Annotated in this window: 21 protein-coding genes; 12 read left to right on the top strand and 9 right to left on the bottom strand. The window is 52.9% G+C overall.

Annotation, left to right across the window (positions count from 1 at the left end; genetic code table 11):
- Positions 1 to 4: 4 nt before the first annotated feature.
- Both nrdR and FrondiHNR_RS07020 read left to right on the top strand, forming a co-directional pair.
- Entirely contained in the window at positions 5 to 511 is a 507-nt protein-coding gene (nrdR, locus tag FrondiHNR_RS07025; protein ID WP_279352075.1) for a transcriptional regulator NrdR, read from the top strand.
- A 6-nt stretch (positions 512 to 517) separates the two neighbouring features.
- Positions 518 to 1552 carry a quinone-dependent dihydroorotate dehydrogenase gene (locus FrondiHNR_RS07020; RefSeq protein ID WP_279352074.1) on the top strand — a complete coding sequence of 345 codons (1035 nt, stop codon included), beginning with the start codon at positions 518 to 520 and terminating at the stop codon, positions 1550 to 1552.
- A gap of 92 nt (positions 1553 to 1644) precedes the next feature.
- On the opposite strand, the gene FrondiHNR_RS07015 is transcribed toward FrondiHNR_RS07020, so the two are convergent.
- Positions 1645 to 2229 carry a DUF3043 domain-containing protein gene (locus FrondiHNR_RS07015; RefSeq protein WP_279352072.1) on the bottom strand — a complete coding sequence of 195 codons (585 nt, stop codon included), beginning with the start codon at positions 2227 to 2229 and terminating at the stop codon, positions 1645 to 1647.
- Positions 2230 to 2421: 192 nt separating this feature from the next.
- On the opposite strand from FrondiHNR_RS07015, the gene erpA reads away from it, so the two are divergent.
- From erpA to FrondiHNR_RS06990, 5 genes are all read left to right on the top strand, one after another.
- Positions 2422 to 2778 carry an iron-sulfur cluster insertion protein ErpA gene (erpA, locus tag FrondiHNR_RS07010; RefSeq protein WP_279352071.1) on the top strand — a complete coding sequence of 119 codons (357 nt, stop codon included), beginning with the start codon at positions 2422 to 2424 and terminating at the stop codon, positions 2776 to 2778.
- Positions 2779 to 2894: 116 nt separating this feature from the next.
- Complete coding sequence (gene coxB, locus FrondiHNR_RS07005) at positions 2895 to 3773, top strand: cytochrome c oxidase subunit II (protein WP_279352070.1); 879 nt, start codon at positions 2895 to 2897, stop codon at positions 3771 to 3773.
- A 2-nt stretch (positions 3774 to 3775) separates the two neighbouring features.
- Positions 3776 to 5425, top strand: coding sequence for a cytochrome c oxidase subunit I (gene ctaD / locus FrondiHNR_RS07000; RefSeq protein ID WP_279352069.1), 1650 nt, complete (start codon positions 3776 to 3778; stop codon positions 5423 to 5425).
- Positions 5426 to 5431: 6 nt separating this feature from the next.
- Positions 5432 to 5854: a cytochrome c oxidase subunit 4 gene (locus tag FrondiHNR_RS06995; RefSeq protein WP_279352068.1), complete on the top strand. Its 423-nt coding sequence runs from the start codon at positions 5432 to 5434 to the stop codon at positions 5852 to 5854.
- Between the two features lies 1 nt (position 5855).
- A complete protein-coding gene (locus FrondiHNR_RS06990) occupies positions 5856 to 6299 on the top strand; it encodes a GNAT family N-acetyltransferase (protein ID WP_279352067.1) in 444 nt (147 codons plus the stop codon).
- A gap of 506 nt (positions 6300 to 6805) precedes the next feature.
- Here FrondiHNR_RS06990 and FrondiHNR_RS06985 read toward each other — a convergent pair.
- From FrondiHNR_RS06985 to FrondiHNR_RS06970, 4 genes are read right to left on the bottom strand one after another with little or no spacing between them, the layout of a single operon-like run.
- Entirely contained in the window at positions 6806 to 8443 is a 1638-nt protein-coding gene (locus tag FrondiHNR_RS06985) for a ubiquinol-cytochrome c reductase cytochrome b subunit (protein WP_279352066.1), read from the bottom strand.
- Entirely contained in the window at positions 8443 to 9519 is a 1077-nt protein-coding gene (locus tag FrondiHNR_RS06980; RefSeq protein ID WP_279352065.1) for a Rieske 2Fe-2S domain-containing protein, read from the bottom strand. The genes FrondiHNR_RS06985 and FrondiHNR_RS06980 overlap by 1 nt, the downstream gene beginning before the upstream one ends.
- A gap of 55 nt (positions 9520 to 9574) precedes the next feature.
- Positions 9575 to 10384 (bottom strand): c-type cytochrome, encoded by an 810-nt coding sequence (locus FrondiHNR_RS06975; RefSeq protein ID WP_279352064.1) that lies wholly within the window; start codon positions 10382 to 10384, stop codon positions 9575 to 9577.
- Positions 10385 to 10405: 21 nt separating this feature from the next.
- Complete coding sequence (locus tag FrondiHNR_RS06970; RefSeq protein ID WP_279354495.1) at positions 10406 to 11044, bottom strand: heme-copper oxidase subunit III; 639 nt, start codon at positions 11042 to 11044, stop codon at positions 10406 to 10408.
- A gap of 142 nt (positions 11045 to 11186) precedes the next feature.
- Here FrondiHNR_RS06970 and trpD point away from each other — a divergent pair, with 142 nt between their 5' ends.
- Complete coding sequence (trpD, locus tag FrondiHNR_RS06965) at positions 11187 to 12251, top strand: anthranilate phosphoribosyltransferase (RefSeq protein ID WP_279352063.1); 1065 nt, start codon at positions 11187 to 11189, stop codon at positions 12249 to 12251.
- 507 nt (positions 12252 to 12758) lie between these two features.
- Here trpD and FrondiHNR_RS06960 read toward each other — a convergent pair.
- Positions 12759 to 13523 carry an SDR family oxidoreductase gene (locus FrondiHNR_RS06960; protein ID WP_279352062.1) on the bottom strand — a complete coding sequence of 255 codons (765 nt, stop codon included), beginning with the start codon at positions 13521 to 13523 and terminating at the stop codon, positions 12759 to 12761.
- Positions 13524 to 13664: 141 nt separating this feature from the next.
- Between FrondiHNR_RS06960 and FrondiHNR_RS06955 the strand changes: the two genes are divergently transcribed.
- From FrondiHNR_RS06955 to FrondiHNR_RS06940, 4 genes are all read left to right on the top strand, one after another.
- The gene (locus FrondiHNR_RS06955) at positions 13665 to 14138 is read left to right on the top strand and encodes an NfeD family protein (RefSeq protein WP_279352061.1); all 474 of its coding nucleotides are present in this window, start codon (positions 13665 to 13667) and stop codon (positions 14136 to 14138) included.
- Positions 14135 to 15088, top strand: a complete 954-nt coding sequence (locus tag FrondiHNR_RS06950; RefSeq protein WP_279352060.1) for an SPFH domain-containing protein — start codon at positions 14135 to 14137, stop codon at positions 15086 to 15088. The genes FrondiHNR_RS06955 and FrondiHNR_RS06950 overlap by 4 nt, the downstream gene beginning before the upstream one ends.
- A 40-nt stretch (positions 15089 to 15128) precedes the next feature.
- Positions 15129 to 15944, top strand: a complete 816-nt coding sequence (locus FrondiHNR_RS06945) for a glycerophosphodiester phosphodiesterase family protein (RefSeq protein WP_279352059.1) — start codon at positions 15129 to 15131, stop codon at positions 15942 to 15944.
- A 148-nt stretch (positions 15945 to 16092) separates the two neighbouring features.
- Entirely contained in the window at positions 16093 to 16467 is a 375-nt protein-coding gene (locus FrondiHNR_RS06940) for an RNA polymerase-binding protein RbpA (RefSeq protein ID WP_279352058.1), read from the top strand.
- On the opposite strand, the gene lnt is transcribed toward FrondiHNR_RS06940, so the two are convergent.
- Genes lnt through tatC form a run of 3 tightly spaced genes read right to left on the bottom strand, consistent with a single transcriptional unit; the run spans position 16464 to position 21347 of the window.
- Positions 16464 to 18071 (bottom strand): apolipoprotein N-acyltransferase, encoded by a 1608-nt coding sequence (gene lnt, locus FrondiHNR_RS06935; RefSeq protein ID WP_279352057.1) that lies wholly within the window; start codon positions 18069 to 18071, stop codon positions 16464 to 16466. The genes FrondiHNR_RS06940 and lnt overlap by 4 nt on opposite strands.
- A complete protein-coding gene (locus FrondiHNR_RS06930; RefSeq protein ID WP_279352056.1) occupies positions 18055 to 20586 on the bottom strand; it encodes a DEAD/DEAH box helicase in 2532 nt (843 codons plus the stop codon). The genes lnt and FrondiHNR_RS06930 overlap by 17 nt, the downstream gene beginning before the upstream one ends.
- On the bottom strand, positions 20583 to 21347 hold the full coding sequence (tatC, locus tag FrondiHNR_RS06925) for a twin-arginine translocase subunit TatC (protein WP_279352055.1): 765 nt from the start codon (positions 21345 to 21347) through the stop codon (positions 20583 to 20585). The genes FrondiHNR_RS06930 and tatC overlap by 4 nt, the downstream gene beginning before the upstream one ends.
- Between the last annotated feature and the right edge of the window lie 55 nt (positions 21348 to 21402).

The raw sequence follows: 21402 nt of genomic DNA, 5'->3' as shown, positions 1-21402 counted from the left end.
TCACATGTACTGCCCGTTTTGCCGCAACCCCGACTCTCGTGTAATCGACTCGCGCACCACAGACGATGGCACCACGATTCGACGGAGGCGCCTGTGCCCCAAATGCGAACGACGCTTCAGTACAACAGAGACAGCCAGCCTCTCCGTTATTAAACGTAGTGGAGTGGTGGAGCCGTTTAGTCGAGAAAAAGTTGTTGCGGGTGTGCGGAAGGCATGTCAGGGAAGGCCTGTAACAGATACAGATCTTGCCCTTTTAGCCCAGAAGGTCGAAGAGAGCATCCGCTCGACCGGGGCATCTCAGATTGAGGCCAATGATATCGGCCTGTCGATCCTTCCTCCGCTTCGCGATCTTGATGAGGTGGCTTTCCTGAGGTTTGCCAGCGTGTATCAAGCTTTTGAGTCTCTCGGCGACTTTGAGTCAGCCATCTCCGATCTTCGAGCTGAACGCAGGCGTCGTGTCCTGGTTGATGAAGCCTCCAACGATATCGACTCACGTCCTCCCACAGAATAGGTTTTTATGTACGGCTTTATCTTTCGCACTGTTCTGAGCAAGATGGATCCCGAACGTGCCCATCACCTGGCGCTTTGTGTTATTCGTCTGCTCTCGCTGCTCGGAGTTGGCGCTCTTGTTCATCGGATGACCAGGCCTCGGAGCGACCAAACAGTAAAAACTCTTGGGCTGGTATTTCCCACCCCCTTCGGTATTGCAGCTGGCTTTGATAAAGACGGGACGGCCATTGACGGCCTCTGGAGCCTCGGTTTTGGCCATGTCGAGGTGGGAACCCTGACCGCCCAAGCTCAGCCGGGTAATGATAAGCCCCGTCTTTTTCGTCTTATTGACGACAGGGCGGTTATCAATCGAATGGGATTCAACAATCAAGGATCTGCCGATGCTAAGCCACGGCTCGCTCGTGAGCGGGCACGTTTTAAACGCCCCATTATCGGGGCTAACATTGGCAAGAGTCGGGTAGTGGATGTTGCCGATGCAACCCAGGACTACGTTTATAGTGCTTCGCTCCTGGCTCCCGTCGTCGATTATCTTGTTGTGAACGTGAGTTCACCCAACACGCCCGGACTTCGTGGACTTCAAGAATTGTCGCTGCTTCGCCCGCTCCTTGCCGAGGTGAAAAAAGCGAGTGGGCAGACCCCGCTGCTTGTTAAGATTGCTCCCGACCTGAGCGATGAGGGTGTCAGCGAGATCGCAGAGCTTGTCAATGAGCTGAGGCTCGATGGGATTATCGCCACGAACACCACTATTTCGCGCGAGAATCTCAAGACTTCGCCACGGGTTGTTGAGGCTGCCGGTGCGGGCGGATTATCTGGTGCGCCGCTGAGAGCACGATCTCTTGAGGTGCTTCGCCTGATTCGCAGTATTGTTCCCCCCGAGCTGTGCGTGATTTCTGTGGGCGGGGTCGAGACTGCAGAGGACGTTGCGGTGCGGCTTCGAGCGGGTGCCACCCTGGTTCAGGGGTATACCGCTTTTCTCTATCGAGGCCCATTCTGGGTTCGACAGATTAACCGGGGGCTTGATCGGCTCAACGCTCACAGATAAGTCTCCGCGATTGAGCCGGTGGTCGCAGAATCTTTAATTCTGAAACGATAACTTGGAGCTCTGCTCTCCGCGCTACGTCCGCCCCAGTAAACCTATTCGGGGAACTTGCCCCGTTTTACCTGCGGCTTGGGGAGTCGAAGAACCCTTAGCTGAAGAATGCGCATAGCCGTGTACCAGCGAAATCCGGGTTGAACCTTGTCCTCTCCAAATTTGGTGGCAAGTTTTTTCTTTACCCGAAAGCCTACAAAGATGACGTCGAGGAGTGCGAGAAGAAGGAAGCCCCAGATGACCAGAACCGAATAGAGCTGAATTGTGGGGTTCGGCACAAAGGTCATCAGGAGCACTATTCCCATCATGGGAATCATGAACTCGCCGATGCTCGTGCGGGCATCAACATAGTCTCGTAGCCAGCGGCGCTGCGGCCCTTTATCTCGGGCGGGGAGAAAACGCTCGTCTCCCGCTGCCATTCCGGCACGAACTCGTTCTCGTTCTTCGGTCATGCGCGCATTTGAGACACGCTTTGCCTCTTTACGATCGTTGGATACTAGCGGGCGAGCCCGCGCGGCCTGCTGATCCTTCCGTGACGGGGTGGGTCGTCCTTTACCCGCGGGTAGGGTGTCTCCCTCGGAGTTTGTCTCAACCTCTGCATCGCCGGGCGTAACTTTGTTTCGTGCCACTGTAATAAATCCTCAGGTGTGAACAGCTTTTCTTTCACACTAAGAGTAACAGTCAAACCGGGGGAAGATTCTCATCCACTTTTTCGTTCTACGGGTTAGAATTCTTTTTAAGAGGATGAACGCGCGTGATCGCACCTCACAAGCGATACAGGCTTTTTTCACATCCAAAAATGCACATTTGAAGGAGACACCATGTCTGAGACCAACACTATTGAACAAGCAGAGCACAGCGTTGGGGTAACTGATGCGGCTGTCTCCAAGGTACGCAGTCTCCTCGAACAGGAAGGCCGCGACGATCTGCGTCTGCGTGTGGCTGTCCAGCCCGGCGGATGCTCGGGTCTTATCTATCAGCTCTATTTTGATGAGCGCTACCTCGATAACGATGCCGTTGTAGATTTTGATGGTGTTGAGGTCATCGTTGACAAGATGAGTGTTCCCTATCTTGCGGGAGCAACTATCGATTTTGAAGACACGATTGAAAAGCAGGGATTCACTATCGACAACCCGAATGCCGCAGGAAGCTGCGCCTGCGGAGACAGCTTTAGCTAAACATTTTCACTTTTCAGGCCCGTTTGTGTCACCACTCAGGTGTATCACAGGGTAGGCTAGTAACCGGCTGGTTATAAACCAGTTAATGCCATGTCTACCGATCTGGAAGGTTTGCGGTGCGATCTAATCGTCGTAAGAAATGGGTGTTAGCCCCGCTCGCGGTGATGCTAACAACGGTGCTAGTCGGTTGCACCCAACAACAGCTTCAAGGTTTTATGCCCGGTGATGGGTTTGACACAACAAACCATACGAACGGCATCATTAGCCTGTGGGTCAACTCCTGGATTGTTCTGCTCGGGGTGGGAATTATCACCTGGGGTCTCATCATCTGGGCGGTTATCGTTTATCGCCGACGCAAAGGACAGACGGGCGTCCCCGCGCAGCTGCGGTACAACATGCCTATCGAGACCTTCTTTACTGTGGTCCCCCTGATTCTGGTTTTGGGGTTTTTTGCGTTTACCGCGCAGGAGCAGCAGAAGATAGAGGCTCGTGTTGAAAACCCCGATGTCACAGTTCAGGTTGTGGCTAAACGTTGGGCGTGGGACTTCAACTACGTAGACGCAGACGTCTACTACCAGGGTATTCAGGTGCAGCCAGACCCCACCTCTGATGTTCAGGGTGCGGTAGATCAGAGTAGCTTCCCCGTTCTCTACCTGCCCAAGGGAAAGACGGTTGAACTTGAGCTTGATTCAATCGACATTATTCACTCCTTCTGGGTTATCGACTTCTTATACAAGAAAGATATGTTCCCGGGGCAGACCAATTACATGAACTTCACCCCTCAAAAAACTGGAACTTTCGAGGGTAAGTGTGCTGAGCTGTGTGGTGAGTACCACTCCATGATGCTGTTCCGCGTTAAGGTGGTTGAGCAAGACGAGTACGATGCCTATCTTGAAAGCCTGCGAGAGGCCGGTAACGTCGGATATCAACTTGACGATGTTGCTCCCGGACTCCTTGGCGGCACTCGGCCCACTAATGAAGAAAACGAGGGATAAACATGAAAAAGGGTAATATTCTCGTTTCGTGGCTAACCTCCACCGACCACAAGGTGATCGGGTACATGTACCTGATAACCTCCTTTATCTTCTTCTTGGTCGGGGGTCTTATGGCCCTCGTCATTAGGGCTCAGCTTTTCGAACCCGGTCTTGAGATTGTTGCGACAAAAGAGCAGTACAATCAGCTCTTCACTATGCACGGCACTATTATGCTTCTCATGTTTGCAACCCCGCTTTTTGCCGGGTTTGCAAACGTCATCATGCCACTTCAGATCGGGGCGCCGGATGTGGCCTTCCCCCGTCTGAACGCATTTGCCTTCTGGCTGTTCAGTTTTGGGTCGCTTATCGCTATTGGTGGGTTCTTCACCCCGCAGGGCGCTGCTTCCTTCGGCTGGTTTGCCTATGCTCCGTTATCAAACACAACATTCTCGCCAGGGGTTGGAGGGAACCTCTGGGTTCTTGGCCTGGGGTTGAGCGGATTCGGCACAATTCTTGGCGCCGTGAACTTTATCACCACCATCATCACGATGCGTGCCCCTGGAATGACAATGTGGCGTATGTCGGTGTTTACCTGGAACACTCTGGTGACCTCATTGCTGGTTCTTATGGCATTCCCTGTTCTTGCCGCAGCGATGTTTGGTCTTGCTGCTGATCGTATTCTTAACGCCCATATTTATGACCCGTCGTCGGGTGGAGTTATTCTGTGGCAACACCTCTTCTGGTTCTTTGGGCACCCCGAAGTGTATATTATTGCGCTTCCATTCTTTGGTATCGTTTCAGAGATATTCCCCGTGTTTAGTCGTAAACCAATATTTGGCTATAAGACACTGATCTACGCAACAATTGCGATTGCAGCCCTCTCCATCACGGTCTGGGCCCACCACATGTACGTTACCGGTTCCGTGCTGCTGCCGTTCTTTGCCCTCATGACAATGCTTATTGCCGTGCCCACAGGAGTAAAGATCTTCAACTGGATCGGCACGATGTGGCGTGGGTCGATTACCTTTGAGAACCCCATCCTGTGGTCACTCGGGTTTATTATTTCGTTTATTTTTGGTGGACTCACCGGTGTCATCTTGGCTTCTCCGCCGCTCGATTTCCATATTTCGGATACCTACTTTGTTGTTGCGCACTTCCACTACGTAATCTTCGGAACAGTTGTGTTTGCAATGTTTGCAGGGTTCTTCTTCTGGTGGCCCAAGTGGACCGGGAAGATGCTCAACGAACGTCTCGGAAAGATTCAGTTCTGGATTCTCTTTATTGGTTTCCACATGACCTTCCTGATTCAGCACTGGCTTGGTGTCATGGGTATGCCCCGTCGCTACGCAACGTATCTGCCAGAAGACGGATTTACCTGGATGAACCAACTCTCCACCGTTGGCTCGGTGCTCCTAGGAATCTCGATCATTCCCTTCCTGCTCAACGTATACATCACACACCGCCGGGCACCAAAGGTCACCGTCAACGACCCGTGGGGCTATGGACGCTCGCTTGAGTGGGCCACCTCCTGCCCGCCGCCCCGCCACAACTTCACCTCGATTCCTCGCATTCGTAGCGAGTCTCCCGCGTTCGATCTTAACCACCCGGAGATCAGCGGTGTTCGTCAGGTTGAGCCCAGTGATACTGAGCTTGTTTCAGGAAAGGCGCACTAAAGAACCATGAAATCTAGTATCGCCATTTATTGGCTTCTTGCGATTTTCTTCCTCATTATGGGAACGGTCTACACCGTGTGGAACATCCTGGTCGATGGTTCGGTAGAGTGGGCTGGCACGATTGCTATCTACCTCTCTGGAATTCTGATGTCCTTCGTGGCCTTTTACATTGTGAAGGTCCACAAGGCTCAGGGTGGTGAACTCCCTGAAGACCGTCTTGATGCTGATATCGATGACGGCGACCCCGAAGTAGGCGAGTTTAGCCCCTGGAGTTGGTGGCCAATGATCTTGGCCTTTAGCCTTGGGCTTTTCCTTCTCGGGTTCGCAATTGGAAATTCCTTCTGGGTGTCTTTCTTTGCCGTTCCGATCATACTGGTTGCTGTCATCGGGTGGGTTTACGAATACTACCGTGGGCATTTTGCACGCTAATATGGCTACTATACGTCGTGGTGTCTCCGAAGACTCAGCAGCTGTTTTTCAACTTGCGCGTCAGTTTCAAACCGGTCGTGTAGCGATTAATATTGATGAATTTCAAATAGCTTTTGAAAACGTTTTACGTCATCGAGACCAGGAAACAAACGTGTTGTATGTGGTAGAGGACGACGATAAAAAAATCGTTGGCTACTCTCTGATGTCAGTATCACGTTTATTACATGCGTCTGGACTTACCGCTTTCCTGCAGGAAATCGTTGTGGATGAAAAAGCCCGTACTCGAGGCCTTGGATCAGCCCTGGTAGACGCCAACGAGTCATACTGTATTGCGCGTGGAGTGCGTCAACTCAGCATGGCGACAGCTCGAACCGGGGAGTTTTATCACCGACTCGGATACAAAGTGGTTGGCGAATACTTCCGTAAGGTTCTGCCTCTCGGATAATTCCGCTCAGCGGAGCTACTAACGCCAGCTTTTCTTTCCCCATGATAGCGCCAACCAGGAACAGCAATTCTCCCTTTGCCTGATTCCGAATGTGACTCTGTGTCGAAACGAAGAGCTCTACATGTAGTTGCAATCGCTTACGTTCCAGACTAGATGTTTCTTGAGTGGCGATCTAAGTAAAAACCTCATCAGAGCAGAGCAGACATTCCATCATCATGTTGGTGGGCATCTAGCGTCAGGGAGCCTCATAGAGTCGTACCTGGCATCTGAAAAGGTCAGCTAGCGTGGATTTGTTTGCCTGCGATCGCTTACCCCGACCAAGCCTCATGCTGATAAAAATTAGCAAGTCTTTTGAGATAGAACGTGGGGTGGGGGAGTGGGAGAGATTTACCCATCCCGTATGCCACATAGCCACAACACGGATAGATATCAGTGGTTAAAGAAAGGGGGGGGTGCGTTTCTCCCGAATCTTGCCGGGAAAACGCACCCCCCACGGGGATCATTTGTTAGTAGCGTTGATCGTCGTGACCGTGGTCCTCAGACTCGATCTCGTTTTGTGTCACCGGTGATACCCGATCCTGGAAGAACCAGCGAGAGAAGACGGTACGGAGACGGTTGCCCAGTGTAATCCTGCCGTGTTTGTTGGGGCGGAGTACAAGGGGTTCATAATCGTTGTAACTCACGAGTTTCCAACGTTCATAATCTGACACAGGCTTGTGAACCTCAATGTATTCACCGCCCTGCATACGGACAATACGGCCGGACTCGTATCCGTGCAAAGCAATTAAACGATCTTTCTTTTGCAGTCCCAGGCAGATGCGCTTAGTGATGAGGTAGGCAATGATAGGGCCAAGAATGAGCGCAACTTGCAGGATGTGAATAACCGCTTCCATCGCCATCTGGAAATGAGTTGCCACAAGGTCGGAGCTGGCTGCAGCCCACATTACGGCATAGAAGGTTACGCCGGCCGCACCAATAGCGGTACGTGTGGGGGCGTTACGTGGCCGATCGAGTAGGTGATGTTCGCGCTTGTCGCCCGTGACCCATCCCTCAATGAAGGGGTAGAACAGAACCAGCATCAGGAAGATACCAATTATGGTGATCGGGACCAGGATGTTCCAAGACCAAGTGAAGCCAAACCACTCTGTTTCCCAGTGGGGCGGCACTAGACGCAGAGCTCCATCAGCAAATCCGATATACCAGTCGGGTTGGGTACCAGCGGACACGGGGGAGGGGTCGTAAGGTCCATAGTTCCAGACCGGGTTAATGCTGAAGAGCGAGGCGATAAGCACGATCACCCCGAACACCACAAAGAAGAACCCTCCGGCTTTTGCCGCGTAAACGGGAAGAACCGGGAATCCAACAACATTGTTGTTGGTGCGCCCAGCGCCCGGGAACTGCGTGTGCTTGTGAACAACCACAAACACCAGGTGAAGCGCGATAAACGCTATGACGAGAGCGGGTAGGAGCATAATGTGTAGGGCGTAGAGACGTCCTACGATGTCTACGCCGGGGAACTCGCCACCAAAGAGAAGGAAAGAGATCCAGGTTCCTACAACGGGGATGCCCTTGATAATTCCGTCGATAATTCTGAGACCATTACCCGAGAGCAGATCATCCGGGAGTGAGTAACCGGTAAATCCTTCTGCCATTGCGAGCACAAAGAGGACAAAACCAATCACCCAGTTGAGCTCACGTGGCTTGCGGAAAGCACCGGTGAAGAAGATTCGGAGCATGTGGAGGCCAATGGCGGCCACAAAGAGAAGCGCGGCCCAGTGGTGGATCTGGCGCATCAGTAGGCCCCCCCGAATATCAAAGGAGATATCGAGGGTTGAGGCCATCGCGGCAGACATTTCCATTCCCTTGAGAGGAATGTAGGAGCCGTTGTAGTGAACCTCTGCCATTGAAGCCTGGAAGAAAAGAGTGAGGAAGGTTCCCGAGAGGAGGATTACAACAAAGCTGTAGAGGGCAACCTCACCCAGCAAAAACGACCAGTGGTCGGGAAATATCTTACGTCCAAACTCTTTGACCGCGGCAGAAACTTTGGTGCGATCATCGAGGTAGTTGGCGGCTTTGTTTGTGAAACGAACGCCACTTTGTGTTTCGGAGTTGGGGGACTTAGGCGGTGCAGTAACTGTACTCATTAGGATACTCGCTCCCAGAAGCTCGGACCAACGGGTTCGGTGAAGTCACTCTGAGCGATGAGATATCCCTCATCGTCAACCGTGATGGGAAGTTGTGGAAGCGGACGCTTAGCCGGCCCAAAGATCACTTCACAGTGACGGGTAACATCAAATTGTGATTGGTGGCAGGGACAAAGTAGGTGGTGGGTGTGTTGTTCGTAGAGAGCGACGGGACAACCCACGTGTGTGCACACTTTGGAGTAGGCAACAATACCGTCGTAGGACCATCCCTTACGGTTTTCGTCCTCGATGAGCTGATCCGGGTTGAGGCGCATCAGGAGCACAATTGATTTGGCTTTTTCATCTAATTTATGCTCGAGGTCGTTCAGTCCGTCGGGGATAACGTGAAATACTGAGCCAATAGTGACTTCAGAAGCTTTGATGGGGCGCCCGGAGGGGTCGATGGTGAGCCGCACCCCGTTGTCCCACATTGTCTCTTTAAGAAGGGCAACGGGATCTTGATCCTGAGGTGCCAAGCTTCTGAGTATGACTATTCCAGGCAGGGGAAAGGCGACAAGGGCCCCAATAAGGCTGTTGCGGATGAGAGAACGGCGTCCAAACCCTGATTCAGCATTTGCCTGCTGGAAGATGTGAGCGGCCTCGGTACGCGTCTCATCATCCCCACGAACGGGGTGGCGTTCGTCAATGCCCTCGCTGTCGACCATAAGGGATTTACCCCAGTGTATGGCTGCGAGGCCGATTCCAAAGAGGGATAGCGTCATGCCTAGGCCCATAAACAGGGTGTTCAGGCGTAGCATTTCACGGTCGCCGCTTTCAATGGGGAAAGCCATATAAGATGCAATAGCTCCGATGCTACCGATAATCGAGAGCCAGAAGAGAGTGTAAACGGTGCGAACAGCACGCTTCTCTTTTTTTGGGTCCGTGTCGGTGACACGCTTCCGATGCGGGGGAAAACCCGGATTGGGAATCGCGTCAGCCGGGATTACCGCTGTACCGGCAGATTCTGTCTCTGCGTGATCTGCAGCGGAGGCGGCGACAACAGCGTTACTATCGCTGTTCTGCACGTCCTGTGCCATGTTTCTCCTTGAACCTAAAAGTTGTAATGATCAAACGTACATATGTTTCTAGATGCTAGTTGGATCTTGCGGTAACCCACACGGTCAAAGCGATGACCGCTCCGAGACCAAAGACCCAGATGAATAATCCTTCAGCGACAGGGCCAAGAGATCCCAGTTTAAAGCCACCAACAGAGACGGTATTTTCCATGTACTGCAAGTAGCTAATAACATCGCGCTTTTCTTCGGGAGTGATGTTCATATCATTGAAGACGGGCATGTTTTGCGGGCCAGTTATCATGGCTTCGTAAATGTGTACGGCTTCAACTCCATGAAGCGGTGGAGCAAACTTGCCCTCGGTGAGGGCACCACCCGCGCCGGCAACGTTGTGACACATGGCGCAGTTGATTCGGAACAGTTCACCGCCGGTAGCAACGTTGCCTTTGCCATCAAGGTATCGAGCTTCGGGGATCGCGGGTCCGGGGCCAAGCGATGCAACAAACGCTGCCAGCTTGAGAGTTTGCTCTTCGGTGAACTGAGCTGGTTTAATCATTCCCTGCGGCCCCTGGAATGCGAGGGGCATGCGTCCCGTTCCCACCTGGAAATGTGTGGAAGCTGCACCGGTTCCGATGAGGCTCGGTCCTTCTGCGCTTCCTTGGCCTTCCATGCCGTGGCAGGTGGCACAGTTAGCCGCAAATAGCTTTTGTCCCTCATCAATTGTGGTTTGTGACTGTAGATCTATATCAGCAACAGCCGCAGTGCCACTGAACCCGGCATACGCAGCTCCGGTAAAGAGAAGACCGATGGCAACAAGAGCAACCGTCGCGAGCGGATGACGGCGACCGGTTTTCTTCGTGCTGTGTTTTTTCTTGCTATTCCGAATCATTCTGTGTCGTCGCTCCTGCTGTTATTTGATCATGTAGATGACGATGAATAGACCAATCCAGACAACGTCAACAAAGTGCCAATAGTAAGAAACAACGATTGCGCTTGTTGCTTCTTTGTGACCGAAATTTTTTACGGCGAAAGCTCGACCGATGACGAGCAGAAAAGCAATAAGTCCGGCCGCCACGTGAATACCGTGGAATCCGGTGGTCATATAAAAAGCGGAGCCGTAGGCGTCCGACGAGATGGTCACACCTTCTGAAACGAGCGTGGCATATTCCCAGACCTGTCCGGACACGAAGGTGGCACCCAGGGCATAGGTGAGAAAGAACCACTCAACCATTCCCCATTCTGTGGGTTTCCATCCGATAGCGCGTGGCCGGAGGCGTTCCGCTGCGTACACACCAAACTGGCATGTGACCGAGGAAGAGACCAGGATTAGGGTGTTGATGAAGGCGAAGGTGAAATTGTGCTTGGCCGTCTGTTCTGCCCACATCTCCGGGGACATTGAGCGGAGAGTGAAGTAGATCGCAAAGAGTCCCGCAAAGAACATAACTTCACTGCCAAGCCACACAATGGTCCCAACCGCAACGGTATTGGGACGGTTAAGGGCAGGCTTAACCGCCTGGGAATTGAATGTTGTCGCTGTCACACTGTCTATTATGGCTGATTCTCAGCTAGTTTTTTGCCACTTCGGGTAGTATTTTCGCGTGTGTCTGCCTTAGGTTATGCTGCCCTAACCTGTTTTAGGCTTGTATTTCCGGTCTTTACAGAAGAGACACGATGGCTTATATGATCAAGACATGACTTTCTCTTTAAGCTGGACTGACCTTATCGCTTCCCTTATGGAGGGAAAAAATCTGAGCGTGGGGGAGTCTGAGTGGGCCATGTCCCAGATTGTCACGGGACAGGCTACTCCGGCGCAGCTTGCGGCTTTTCTCGTGGCGCTCCGAATAAAGGGAGAGACTGTTGATGAGATCGTTGGGTTTCGTGATGCTATTCTCGACCATGCCCACCCGATTGACATCTCCTCAAACTCACTAGACATTGTGGGTACGGGAGGGGACCGCTTCGGAACGGTCAATATATCGACCATGTCTTCCATTATTGCTGCAGCTTCGGGCATTCCCGTTGTTAAGCACGGGAATAAGGCTGCAAGCTCGCGATCTGGCTCGTCCGATGTGTTGCACGAGTTAGGGGTTAACCTTGCGCTGGATTCAGGGCATCTTATTGAGGTCTTTCAGAAAACAAACATCGCCTTTATCTTTGCGGGACGAGTTCACCCGGGCTTTCGTCATGCGGGAGTCACCCGGCAGGAGATTGGTGTTCCCACCGTTTTTAACTTTTTAGGGCCACTCTGTAACCCGGTTCGCCCTGAATCTTCCGCGGTTGGGGTAGCTCAGCTTGATCGAGTGCCTCTTATCGTCGGTGTTTTTCAGACGCGCGGGGCTAATGCTCTTGTGTTCAGGGGGGACGAGGGGCTTGACGAGCTCTCCACCGCTGGACACTCCCACATATGGGAGGTGGCCCGCGGCGCGGTCACCGAGCACGACCTCAATCCACGGGACTTAGGGATTAAACGTGCCTCCATGGAGGACCTTCTCGGTAAGGATGCGGTCTATAACGCGCGTATTGCGCGCGAAACGCTCGCGGGGTCCTCCGGACCGATACGCGATATCGTCCTTCTCAACGCGGCGGCGGGGATGGTTGCCTATGACCTTCATCGTTCTCCCTCAACTATTGAAATTCCTCTCCTTGACCGCTTGCGCTCTCATCTGCTTATCGCTGAGGAAGCAATCGACTCGGGAGCGGCGCTTCGTAAGCTTGAGGAGTGGGCTGAGGCAACCCAAGAAATCTCTTCCCGATAGTCATTGAATAGAAATTACATAGCTTTGTGCATATATTATATGCACATTAATATAACTTGGTGGCGTCGGGTAAAAGGTTCTAGATATCCTGGCAAATCGCTGAGGCGAAGCTTAGTGCGTTTTGTGGATTTAATTTGACAGGCTAACTCGGGGCAAGAGAAATAACGCAAGAAGCGCGGTTGTGGGAACTTATTGAGTTTGTTTGCGATCCACCGAACGCCAGTGCGGCACAATGTGCCGCACTGGCGGGGTAGTGGATGCATAAAACGCAACGGGAGTCTACGGAGTGGCGGATCGGACGAATCTGCAATCTGACATAATATACATTATCGGTTATTGCATGTGTTTGGGTGTTGTACTGTTGTATTCTGACTGCCGTAGCGCCCCGAAGTTCACAGTGGGGAAAATACGCCCCGTAAGCGCAGGTGACCTTTCACGCGCTAGAGAAAAACTACGCTGTGCCGCCCTATAATGCCTCCTACAGCGCACAATAAGCTTTTTGCGTAGTTAACTCTCGGTAAAAGAATCGATCTCTCCCACGTAGCGTGTGTGGTTCGCGGGTACGGCCTCAACTGTAGCGAGGGCCACCTCCGCGGCAAACTCTCCTACGTTGTAAAGACGCCCGGCGGAGTCACGGCGCTGACTAATCGCGCCAGGGTTTGTACGCTCAAGTAGCGTTGCGGTAATTGTGCCCTCGATCATGTCTCCGGACACCACTACAAACTCAATGTTTTTTTCTGCGAGCATGGGGATGAGATCGCGTAGCGCATCCTCGCCCGCTCGTTTACTGAGCGCAACGGCCTCGTACTCGGGCATTGTCGGGGTCGTCTTAATAAAGTGAGCCTGGTGGCTCGTTACGAACACAACACGGGCCCCCTCACTCAGGAGCGGAAGTGTTGCGGTGAGCATATTCACCTGTGAGTCCCGGTTAAGGAGCATCGCATAGTCTTCAACCATGCCGCCCTCCATGCCACCGGAGGCATTCAGCACCAGAACATCGAGACCACCAAGATCTTCTTTTACTGCTTCGAGCAGTGTGGTGACCGATTGAGGATCGGTGAGATCCGCCTGGAGGGCAAGAACTTTGCCTCCATTGCTGCGTAGATCGGCCGCAAGCTTTTCCGCCCGGGCTGCTTTATTGCGGTAGTTAATTACCACGTCTGCGCCCGCTTCAGAAAAATACCTCACGGTGTCCGCGCCAATGCCACGGGATGAGCCCGTGACAAGTGCGCGTTTGCCGATGAGTGCTTTGGGTTCAAGCGGGTTAGACAATGGGGAACTCCTTGATGTTGTAAAAAATGGATTCTTGCGAGTCGGTATAACAACTGTCTCACAGACCTGAATAACTTTACGTGCTTCATAAGCGCGTCATGGTAGTTTTGACTACAAGGGCCACTGAAGGAGTCGCTACCTATGATTGATTTTCTCATTAATAATGCGTGGGTGCTGTGGCTCTCGCTGGTCCTTATTTTTCTGGTAATCGAGATGTTCACGCTCGAATTTACCGCCCTCATGCTGGGTGTTGCCAGTCTGGGCGGAGTGCTTCTGAGCCTTTTAGCCATACCCTTTTGGCTACAGGTAATCATTGTTGCGGTTCTCTCCCTGCTACTCATCTTATTTTTGCGCCCATCGCTACTCCACTGGTTAAAGCGAGATTCCGACCCGACAAAAAGCAATGTTGACGCATTGATCGGCCTTGGCGGAGTTGTCGAGACAACAATTCCACGCGACGGAGTAGGAACGGTCAAACTCACAAACGGTGAAACCTGGACCGCGCGTTTTGATCCTGAACAAACTCCTCTTGAGATAATCGAAAGAGGCCAGGAGATTGTTGTGGCCGCCGTCAGCGGGGCGCGGGTAATAGTTCATACCGAAGGAGCATCATGAACAATAATTTTCAAATCGACGGATCAATAGTTGGGATCATCCTTCTCGCTATTCTGGTGATCTTTGTGATAACCGTGCTAGTGCGTTCTATCCGTATCATTCCTCAGGCAAACGCGGGGATAGTGGAGCGTTTAGGAAAATATCACAAAACCCTGACACCCGGACTAAACCTTTTGGTTCCCTTTATAGATCGGCTCCGTCCCCTGATCGATATGCGCGAACAGGTGGTATCTTTCCCGCCTCAACCCGTGATCACCGAAGATAACCTGGTTGTCTCTATTGATACGGTGGTGTATTTTCAGGTGACGGATGCTCGAGCGGCCACATATGAGATTGCTAACTATCTGGGGGCGGTCGAGCAGCTTACAACAACTACTCTCCGTAACGTTGTGGGTGGTCTCAACCTAGAAGAGGCTCTGACGAGTCGAGATGAGATCAACGGCCAGCTTCGTATTGTGCTTGACGAAGCAACCGGAAAGTGGGGAATCCGCGTTGGCCGCGTAGAGCTCAAAGCTATCGACCCACCCACCTCTATTCAGGACTCAATGGAGAAGCAGATGCGTGCCGAGCGTGATCGTCGTGCACTAATCCTGACTGCCGAGGGTACCAAACAGTCTGCCATTCTTGAGGCTGAGGGTCTGCGACAGGCTGAAATCCTGCGCGCAGAGGGAGACGCTCAGGCGGCAGTCTTGCGTGCACAGGGTGAAGGCCAGGCTATTACCACGGTTTTTAAAGCGATTCACGATGGAAACCCCGACGGTCCCCTGCTTGCGTATCAATACCTGCTTACTCTTCCGAAGATTGCGGAAGGGGATGCAAACACCATGTGGGTCATCCCCAGCGAACTTACCGACGCCCTCAGAAGTGTCTCTTCAGCATTTGGGGGCGGAGAAGCGCAGACTCCCCCAACAACCACTTCTCCCCCATTTGGCTCCCCCGCATCCTCCTAGCCGTGCGGTGGCGATCGCATGGGAAAGGTAGAGCAGATCTATGACAGCGCCTATGCACGATTCGGATGAGCCAGGTTTCTTTGCGGACCCTCTTCCCCGGATATTTGCACATCGGGGGTTTGCAAACGGTGTTCCCGAGAACACGCTGGCCTCTATCCAAGCTGCCGCGCAAACCGGACCCATAATTATTGAGACCGATGTGAGGGGGACGCGCGATAGTGTTTCGGTTCTTATCCACAACGAACACATACTGTGCCGTAACGGAGACGAGCGGCACAAGCATCTGGTCGCAATAAATTCTCTCCTGTGGTCGGATCTTCGAACGCGAGAATTGATGCCGGGACACAGCGTCCCTAGCTTGAAACAGGCGCTTCTGCAGTTTCCTCTCCTGAGGTTTAACATAGATGTCAAGGACGCGAAGGCTGCTGTTAATACGGCTCGATCAATTGCCGATGCAAAGGCCTGGGACAGAGTGCTTCTCACCTCTTTCTCACGCGCACGGCGACGGACAACCGTGTCCGCTCTGCGTAGATTTTCTCCCGGGATAGACCCCCGCAGTATCGCGCAGGGAGCAGCACCGAGTGAAGTTTTGATTCTTATGCTAGCGGCCGCGCTTAACTGCGATCTGATTATCAAGCGTATGTCGCGCGAGATTTCAGCTGTACAAATACCCGAAAGGTTTGGCGTAAGGATTTTGACCCCCAAATTTATTCGTAAATTACACGCTTTTGGAATAAAAATTCACGTTTGGCATGTCAACGACTCCTCCACTATGACTAGACTCATGGCAATGGGAGTAGACGGTATCGTTACAGACAGGCCGGATATCGCCCACAAGGTACTCCCAGACAACTGAATAACAACACCAAATACCCTCAAGCAGCACAAGTCCCCGTGGGTGACGAGACAACACTCCGTGTATATACTGAGCGTTTTCTCGTCACGGGAGTAATAATCACTCCCCGAGTGTTGTACCGGGTATCGAATGAGGAGGGGTTGGAATAATGGCTGAACGTACATTGCGCGGTGCGCGAATTGGATCTACCAGCTTACAAAGCGAGGTAGGAGTTCACTATTCGGAACGGAAAAACGTTCGATATCAGGCCGCCGATGGCAGCGTCTTTGACGTTGTTTTTGCGAGCGACGCGGAGGTACCAGCGGTATGGAGCGACCCAAAGACTGGCCACACAGGAATTCTTCTTGACGATAGCGGGATGCCGGTAGAGTCAGAAAGTCCCGAAGAGGAAAAGGTAGCGAGAAGCCACTGGGACATGCTGTTAGAACGTCGCAGCCGTGAAGAGTTGGAGCAGCTACTCAACGAGCGTCTATCTTATCTGCGGTCTCGTCGGGGCACAGGCGATCCCACTATGGATTCCTAACCTTTCTGAGGAGAGCGGCGCTTGAAGAAGCCTGCTAGCGGAAAATAGATGGCGGCGGCAAAGCCGAAATAACCTAAAATGCTCACGGCTAGTGCAAGATGCTCGCCCCAGAGCATCGCGGGGGTTGAACCGGTAACCCGTGGTACATCGTATATCATCGTGTCCGCGGTGAAGGGTATGAGCCGTTCCTTCATGGTTCCATTGGGAAGGATAATGGCGCTTGTCCCCACGGTAGAAACGTTGACCACTGCTCGACCAGTTTCGATAGCCCGTAGCTGGGCTATCGCGAGTTGTTGAACGCTCTGGTCCGTATCCCCAAAATCCGCATTGTTTGTGGGGGCCAGTATAAACTCGGCACCCTCTTGAACCATCTGCCGCGCGAGTGCGTCATCAACAATGTCAAAGCAAATAGCCACTCCAGCACTGAATCCTGCAACGGGCATAACCGGTGATCGTTCACCCGGTGTATATTCAAGCTGGACCAAATCAACCAGGTCGGGAACCAGCGCGTGGAAAAAATCGCGGTTAGGCATGTACTCGGCAAAAGGGACGGGATGTTTTTTATCGTATTGCGCGGTAACTCCCTTGCCCGTTTCCCACACGAGCGCGGAGTTAAAGTAGCGATCATCTTCGGCGGTGATCGTTCCCACAACAATCGGTACGCCCATGTGCTGGCTCAACGCGTCTAAGATCTTGGCGGCCTCAGGAACACGGTTTGGATCCAGATCGGAGGCATTTTCAGGCCATACCAGGAGATCTACATCCTCGTCAATAATGGGTAGTGTCGCCTGAAAGTGAGCGTTGAGCGAGTCGCCCGGTTTTCGATCGGCAAAAATTGCTGAATCAGAGTTTCCCTGCACCCCAGCAATTCGTGCGGTTCCCTGAACCTTGAGGCTAAACGAAGGAACGGCCATGAGTAGGACCACTCCGAGCGCGGGTGCGATGAGGGCGATGCGTGTCCCCGTGACCAGGGGTTCACGTCGTAGTATTTTGTCGGAGTAGGTGTTCCACACCGCGAGGGTGAGGGAAACCGCCCACACCATCACAAACCCTAATCCCGCAAAACCTAACCATGAAGCCAGAGAACCGAGTGGAGAATCGGCCTGAGTGAGGGCCACCCGCCCCCAGGCAAAACCCCCGTAGGGCCAGGCTCCGGAAATTTGTTCTCGAGCAATCCATAATCCAGCAACTGCGATACTCAACACTATGAACCTGGTGCGAGGTTTATCGTGAAGAACTGTTCCCAATATCCGAGTGGTGAAAGCGATTGCGCCGCCAAAAAGAGCAAACCACAGTGTCATCACCCCGGCGAGAGCAGACCAGGGAATTGGGCCTAAATAGAGGGTAAGCCACGATATATGGGTGAACCAAAAGCTCGCCCCGCCCACAGCTCCCAGAAGTGTACCCGCCCAAAAGCTCCTCCCCCAGAGCGATATGAGGATGAGCGCAATGGCTGGAAAAACCGCAGGCCAAAGGGAGAGAGCGGGAGATGCAACGTTGAGGAGCAGGCCGCCCAAAAGCGCAAAGAGGATAGCCAGAAAAAAACGTCGTGTGATGAGTGGGCTCCCGTTGGGAAGCCTATCTGTGTTAGCCGACAGTGTCATCCTGCTCCTCAGCGACGGACGAATAAGCAACAATCCCGGTGTGCACGGCAGAAATTGCATCACGAGCAACGTGAGAGACGCTCTCGGGAGCAACCTGCGATATCTGATCGAGAACGTCTACCGTTTGTTTTGCCCACCGCACGAAATCACCCGCCGCCATATCAGCCTCGCGTAGGACAAAGCTCAGGTTTTCACCCTGTGCCCAGGCAAACATCGCACTGCACAGGCCAAGAGCGGGGGGTTCGGTTCCGGTAAGCTTGTGTGCCCGTTCAATATCGTCCAGATAAGCCCATGTATCTTTTGTGCGCCGTAACGCCTCTCGGAAAGGCCCGCGGGGTAGGCTTTCTTCGCCGAGACTCTCGTCTCGCCTCGGTTCATAGACCAGCGAGGTTGCAAGCGCGGCAAGGGAGGGCGCATCCACAGTCTCCCAGAGATTTTGTCTGAGACACTCTGCTATGAGGAGATCCCGTTCGCCATAAATATATTTTAGGGTTCCCCCCCACTCGTCCAGGAGGAGGGTACCATTCTCACGACGGAGGTACTTGAGATCAAGCAGAACGTTTGTGACCCGGTCAAAGACCACGGCAACCGCCCCGGTACGGGATTCAATTTGTTTCAAGACCTCGCGGCGTTTTTTGTCCAGTGTGTGCCAGCGCTCGGCCCAGCGTGCGTGTTTCTCTCGATCTGGACAGGAGTGGCAGGGGTGGTGCTTGAGTGCTGATTTTAATCGTGTAATTTCGGAGGCCCTGGTGTTTTGGGTCGCTGTGGGGGCCGAACTCCCCCGCACTTTTTTGCGTTCCCACTCCCCCAGCTCACTGCGAAGCGCGGCGTACTCCCAGAAGTCGCCGCGCTCACAGGCCATTGATTTCTCGTATCCCCTCAGGGAACTCTCGTAGCCCTGCACCGTGTGTGCCAGCGAGACAACGGCCCGATCCGCTTGAAACTGAGCAAAAGAGGTTTCAAGAATCTTACGGGCACGTTCCCGACCGTAGCTATCAATGAGATTGACCGCCATGTTATAGGTTGGACGAAAACTAGAATTCATGGGATAGCTTCGACGTGACGCCAGAGCGGCAGCTGCTTGTGGGTCAAAATGATCACTCCATACAAGAACGGAGTGTCCATCGATATCAATTCCACGGCGACCCGCTCGACCGGTGAGCTGAGTATATTCGCCCGGTGTGATGGGAACACGCGATTCCCCGTTGAACTTCTCAAGTTTTTCAAGCACAACGCTCCGGGCCGGCATATTGATACCGAGCGCTAGTGTTTCTGTGGCAAAAACAAGCTTGACCAGGCGTTTTTTAAAGAGCTCTTCAACAATTTCTTTAAAAGCCGGAAGCATACCGGCGTGGTGCGCTGCCACGCCGCGTTCCAGACCGCTGAGCCATTCCCAATAGCCCAAAACGGCTAGGTCAGTATCGGGGATGTCTTGTGTTCTCTCTTCTACGAGGTCACGGATGTGGTTACGCTCGGGCACCGTTGTGAGACGAATGCCGTCTCTGAGTACCTGCCGCACCGCTTGATCGCACCCTTTACGGCTAAATATAAAGAAAATAGCGGGGAGGAGCTGGGCCTCCAGGAGCTCCGCAACGATCTCACTGCGACGAGGAGTATTCGAGGTTCTTGCGAGTTGGCGACGCTGGTTTTCCTGTGGGCCTTGATCGTAACCACGCTGCCGCCGACCACGTCGACCACCTCGACCGTTTTCGGGGAAACGCTGCCGCGCCTGAGCCGTAGACAACCGCATCAGCTCGGGATTTACCCGGGCACGGTCGCCTGTCGCCGGACCGCTGGCAGGGTCAAAGAGATCGCTGATGCCAAAACGTGTTGCAACGTGATGATAAAGGGGAACCGGTCGATGCTCAGACACGATAACGTCGGTGTTTCCACGCACGGTCTGAAGCCAGTCTCCGAATTCCTCAGCGTTTGACACGGTTGCGCTGAGCGACACCATGGTGACACTCTCCGGAAGATGGATGATCACTTCCTCCCACACCGCACCCCTAAAGCGGTCGGCCAGGTAGTGAACCTCATCCATAACAACACAGGAGAGGTTCGTGAGAAGACTGGAGCCAGCATAGAGCATGTTACGTAACACCTCCGTGGTCATCACAACTATGCGGGCCTCGGAATTAACGTTGGTGTCACCCGTGAGGAGACCCACACTGTGTGCTCCGTACTCAGCGACAAGCTCATTGTACTTTTGATTACTCAGAGCCTTAATCGGTGCCGTGTAAAAAACCTTGGAGGTTTCCCCCGACATTGCTAAATAAATAGCAAACTCCGCAACAACCGTTTTGCCCGCCCCGGTTGGAGCAGCTACCAAAACACTATTGCCCTCCTCTAGGCTTTCGCAGGCGGCAACTTGAAAGGGATCCAGTCCAAATTCTGAACGCTCACGAAACGCCTGAGTGAGCGGATGTTTCACACCTTTTTTGTAGGAGGCATAGCGTTCTGCGGGAGTAGCTTCGTTATTTTTTTCTGGATATTGAGCTGGGTATCTATCGCTCACGCGGGCAACTCCGCTTCCCGCTCGTCTAAGAGTTTGGCTTGTTTTTTCACAAAGCGCCTATCGCGCAGGTAGGCGATGCCTGCCGCAAGAAAATAGAGAAAAACCATGGGGATTGCAAGCATAAACATGCTGATGACGTCGGCGGCGGGGGTAGCAATGGCGGTGAAAAGAGTGATCACGAGTATAGCGATTCGCCAAGATTTAAGGATGCTCCGCGCAGAGAGAACACCGACAAAGTTCAACAACACCAAAATCACGGGGACCATAAAACCTATTCCCACGACCACCACCAGGCGCAAGGCAAAGTCGTAATACTGGCGCGCGTTGATAAACGCCGTATCTTCTGCCGGAGCAAAACCGGTCATGAGGTTAACAATGTTGGGAAAGACAAACCACCCCGCGTAACATCCGGCTAAAAAGAGCGGGATTGCCGCACTCAGAAAGATTGTGGTGTACTTCTTTTCTTGACCCGAAAGTGCCGGGGCAAAAAAGCGCCAGATTTGATAGAGCCACACCGGACTCGACAGCACAATGCCCACGGTGAACGCTATCTGTAGTTTAAGGTCAAAAGCGCCCGTTATATCGGTATAGTTAAGCTCTGCCTGTCGTCCCTGGGTGAGAGCGATCTGTTGAACCGGCCCACGAAGCGCGTTAAGAACAAAGCCGGACAGCACCCAGCCAATAATGGTTCCCGCAACGACACCGAGCGCAGCACGAAATAGTCTTTTACGGAGCTCAAGAAGATGCTCCCTTAAAGACATTCGGGCATCAGAGGTGGGAGGGGATTTTAGAGTGCGTGCCACTTATAAGTTATCG

The organism is Lysinibacter sp. HNR (assembly GCF_029760935.1).
Taxonomy (GTDB): Bacteria; Actinomycetota; Actinomycetes; order Actinomycetales; family Microbacteriaceae; genus HNR.
Note: the sequence above shows the minus strand (reverse complement) of the source record. Positions and strands in the feature narration are given on the sequence as shown.

What these genes read in the sequence shown, in the direction of transcription:
- ctaD (WP_279352069.1), top strand. Translation starts at nt 3,776, where the DNA reads ATGAAAAAGGGTAATATTCTCGTTTCGTGGCTAACCTCCACCGACCAC.
- FrondiHNR_RS06985 (WP_279352066.1), bottom strand. Translation starts at nt 8,443, where the DNA reads ATGAGTACAGTTACTGCACCGCCTAAGTCCCCCAACTCCGAAACACAA.
- lnt (WP_279352057.1), bottom strand. Translation starts at nt 18,071, where the DNA reads ATGACACTGTCGGCTAACACAGATAGGCTTCCCAACGGGAGCCCACTC.
- nrdR (WP_279352075.1), top strand. Translation starts at nt 5, where the DNA reads ATGTACTGCCCGTTTTGCCGCAACCCCGACTCTCGTGTAATCGACTCG.
- tatC (WP_279352055.1), bottom strand. Translation starts at nt 21,347, where the DNA reads ATGTCTTTAAGGGAGCATCTTCTTGAGCTCCGTAAAAGACTATTTCGT.
- FrondiHNR_RS06990 (WP_279352067.1), top strand. Translation starts at nt 5,856, where the DNA reads ATGGCTACTATACGTCGTGGTGTCTCCGAAGACTCAGCAGCTGTTTTT.
- FrondiHNR_RS06955 (WP_279352061.1), top strand. Translation starts at nt 13,665, where the DNA reads ATGATTGATTTTCTCATTAATAATGCGTGGGTGCTGTGGCTCTCGCTG.
- trpD (WP_279352063.1), top strand. Translation starts at nt 11,187, where the DNA reads ATGACTTTCTCTTTAAGCTGGACTGACCTTATCGCTTCCCTTATGGAG.
- FrondiHNR_RS06995 (WP_279352068.1), top strand. Translation starts at nt 5,432, where the DNA reads ATGAAATCTAGTATCGCCATTTATTGGCTTCTTGCGATTTTCTTCCTC.
- FrondiHNR_RS06945 (WP_279352059.1), top strand. Translation starts at nt 15,129, where the DNA reads ATGACAGCGCCTATGCACGATTCGGATGAGCCAGGTTTCTTTGCGGAC.
- FrondiHNR_RS06940 (WP_279352058.1), top strand. Translation starts at nt 16,093, where the DNA reads ATGGCTGAACGTACATTGCGCGGTGCGCGAATTGGATCTACCAGCTTA.
- FrondiHNR_RS06950 (WP_279352060.1), top strand. Translation starts at nt 14,135, where the DNA reads ATGAACAATAATTTTCAAATCGACGGATCAATAGTTGGGATCATCCTT.
- FrondiHNR_RS07020 (WP_279352074.1), top strand. Translation starts at nt 518, where the DNA reads ATGTACGGCTTTATCTTTCGCACTGTTCTGAGCAAGATGGATCCCGAA.
- erpA (WP_279352071.1), top strand. Translation starts at nt 2,422, where the DNA reads ATGTCTGAGACCAACACTATTGAACAAGCAGAGCACAGCGTTGGGGTA.
- FrondiHNR_RS06980 (WP_279352065.1), bottom strand. Translation starts at nt 9,519, where the DNA reads ATGGCACAGGACGTGCAGAACAGCGATAGTAACGCTGTTGTCGCCGCC.
- FrondiHNR_RS06975 (WP_279352064.1), bottom strand. Translation starts at nt 10,384, where the DNA reads ATGATTCGGAATAGCAAGAAAAAACACAGCACGAAGAAAACCGGTCGC.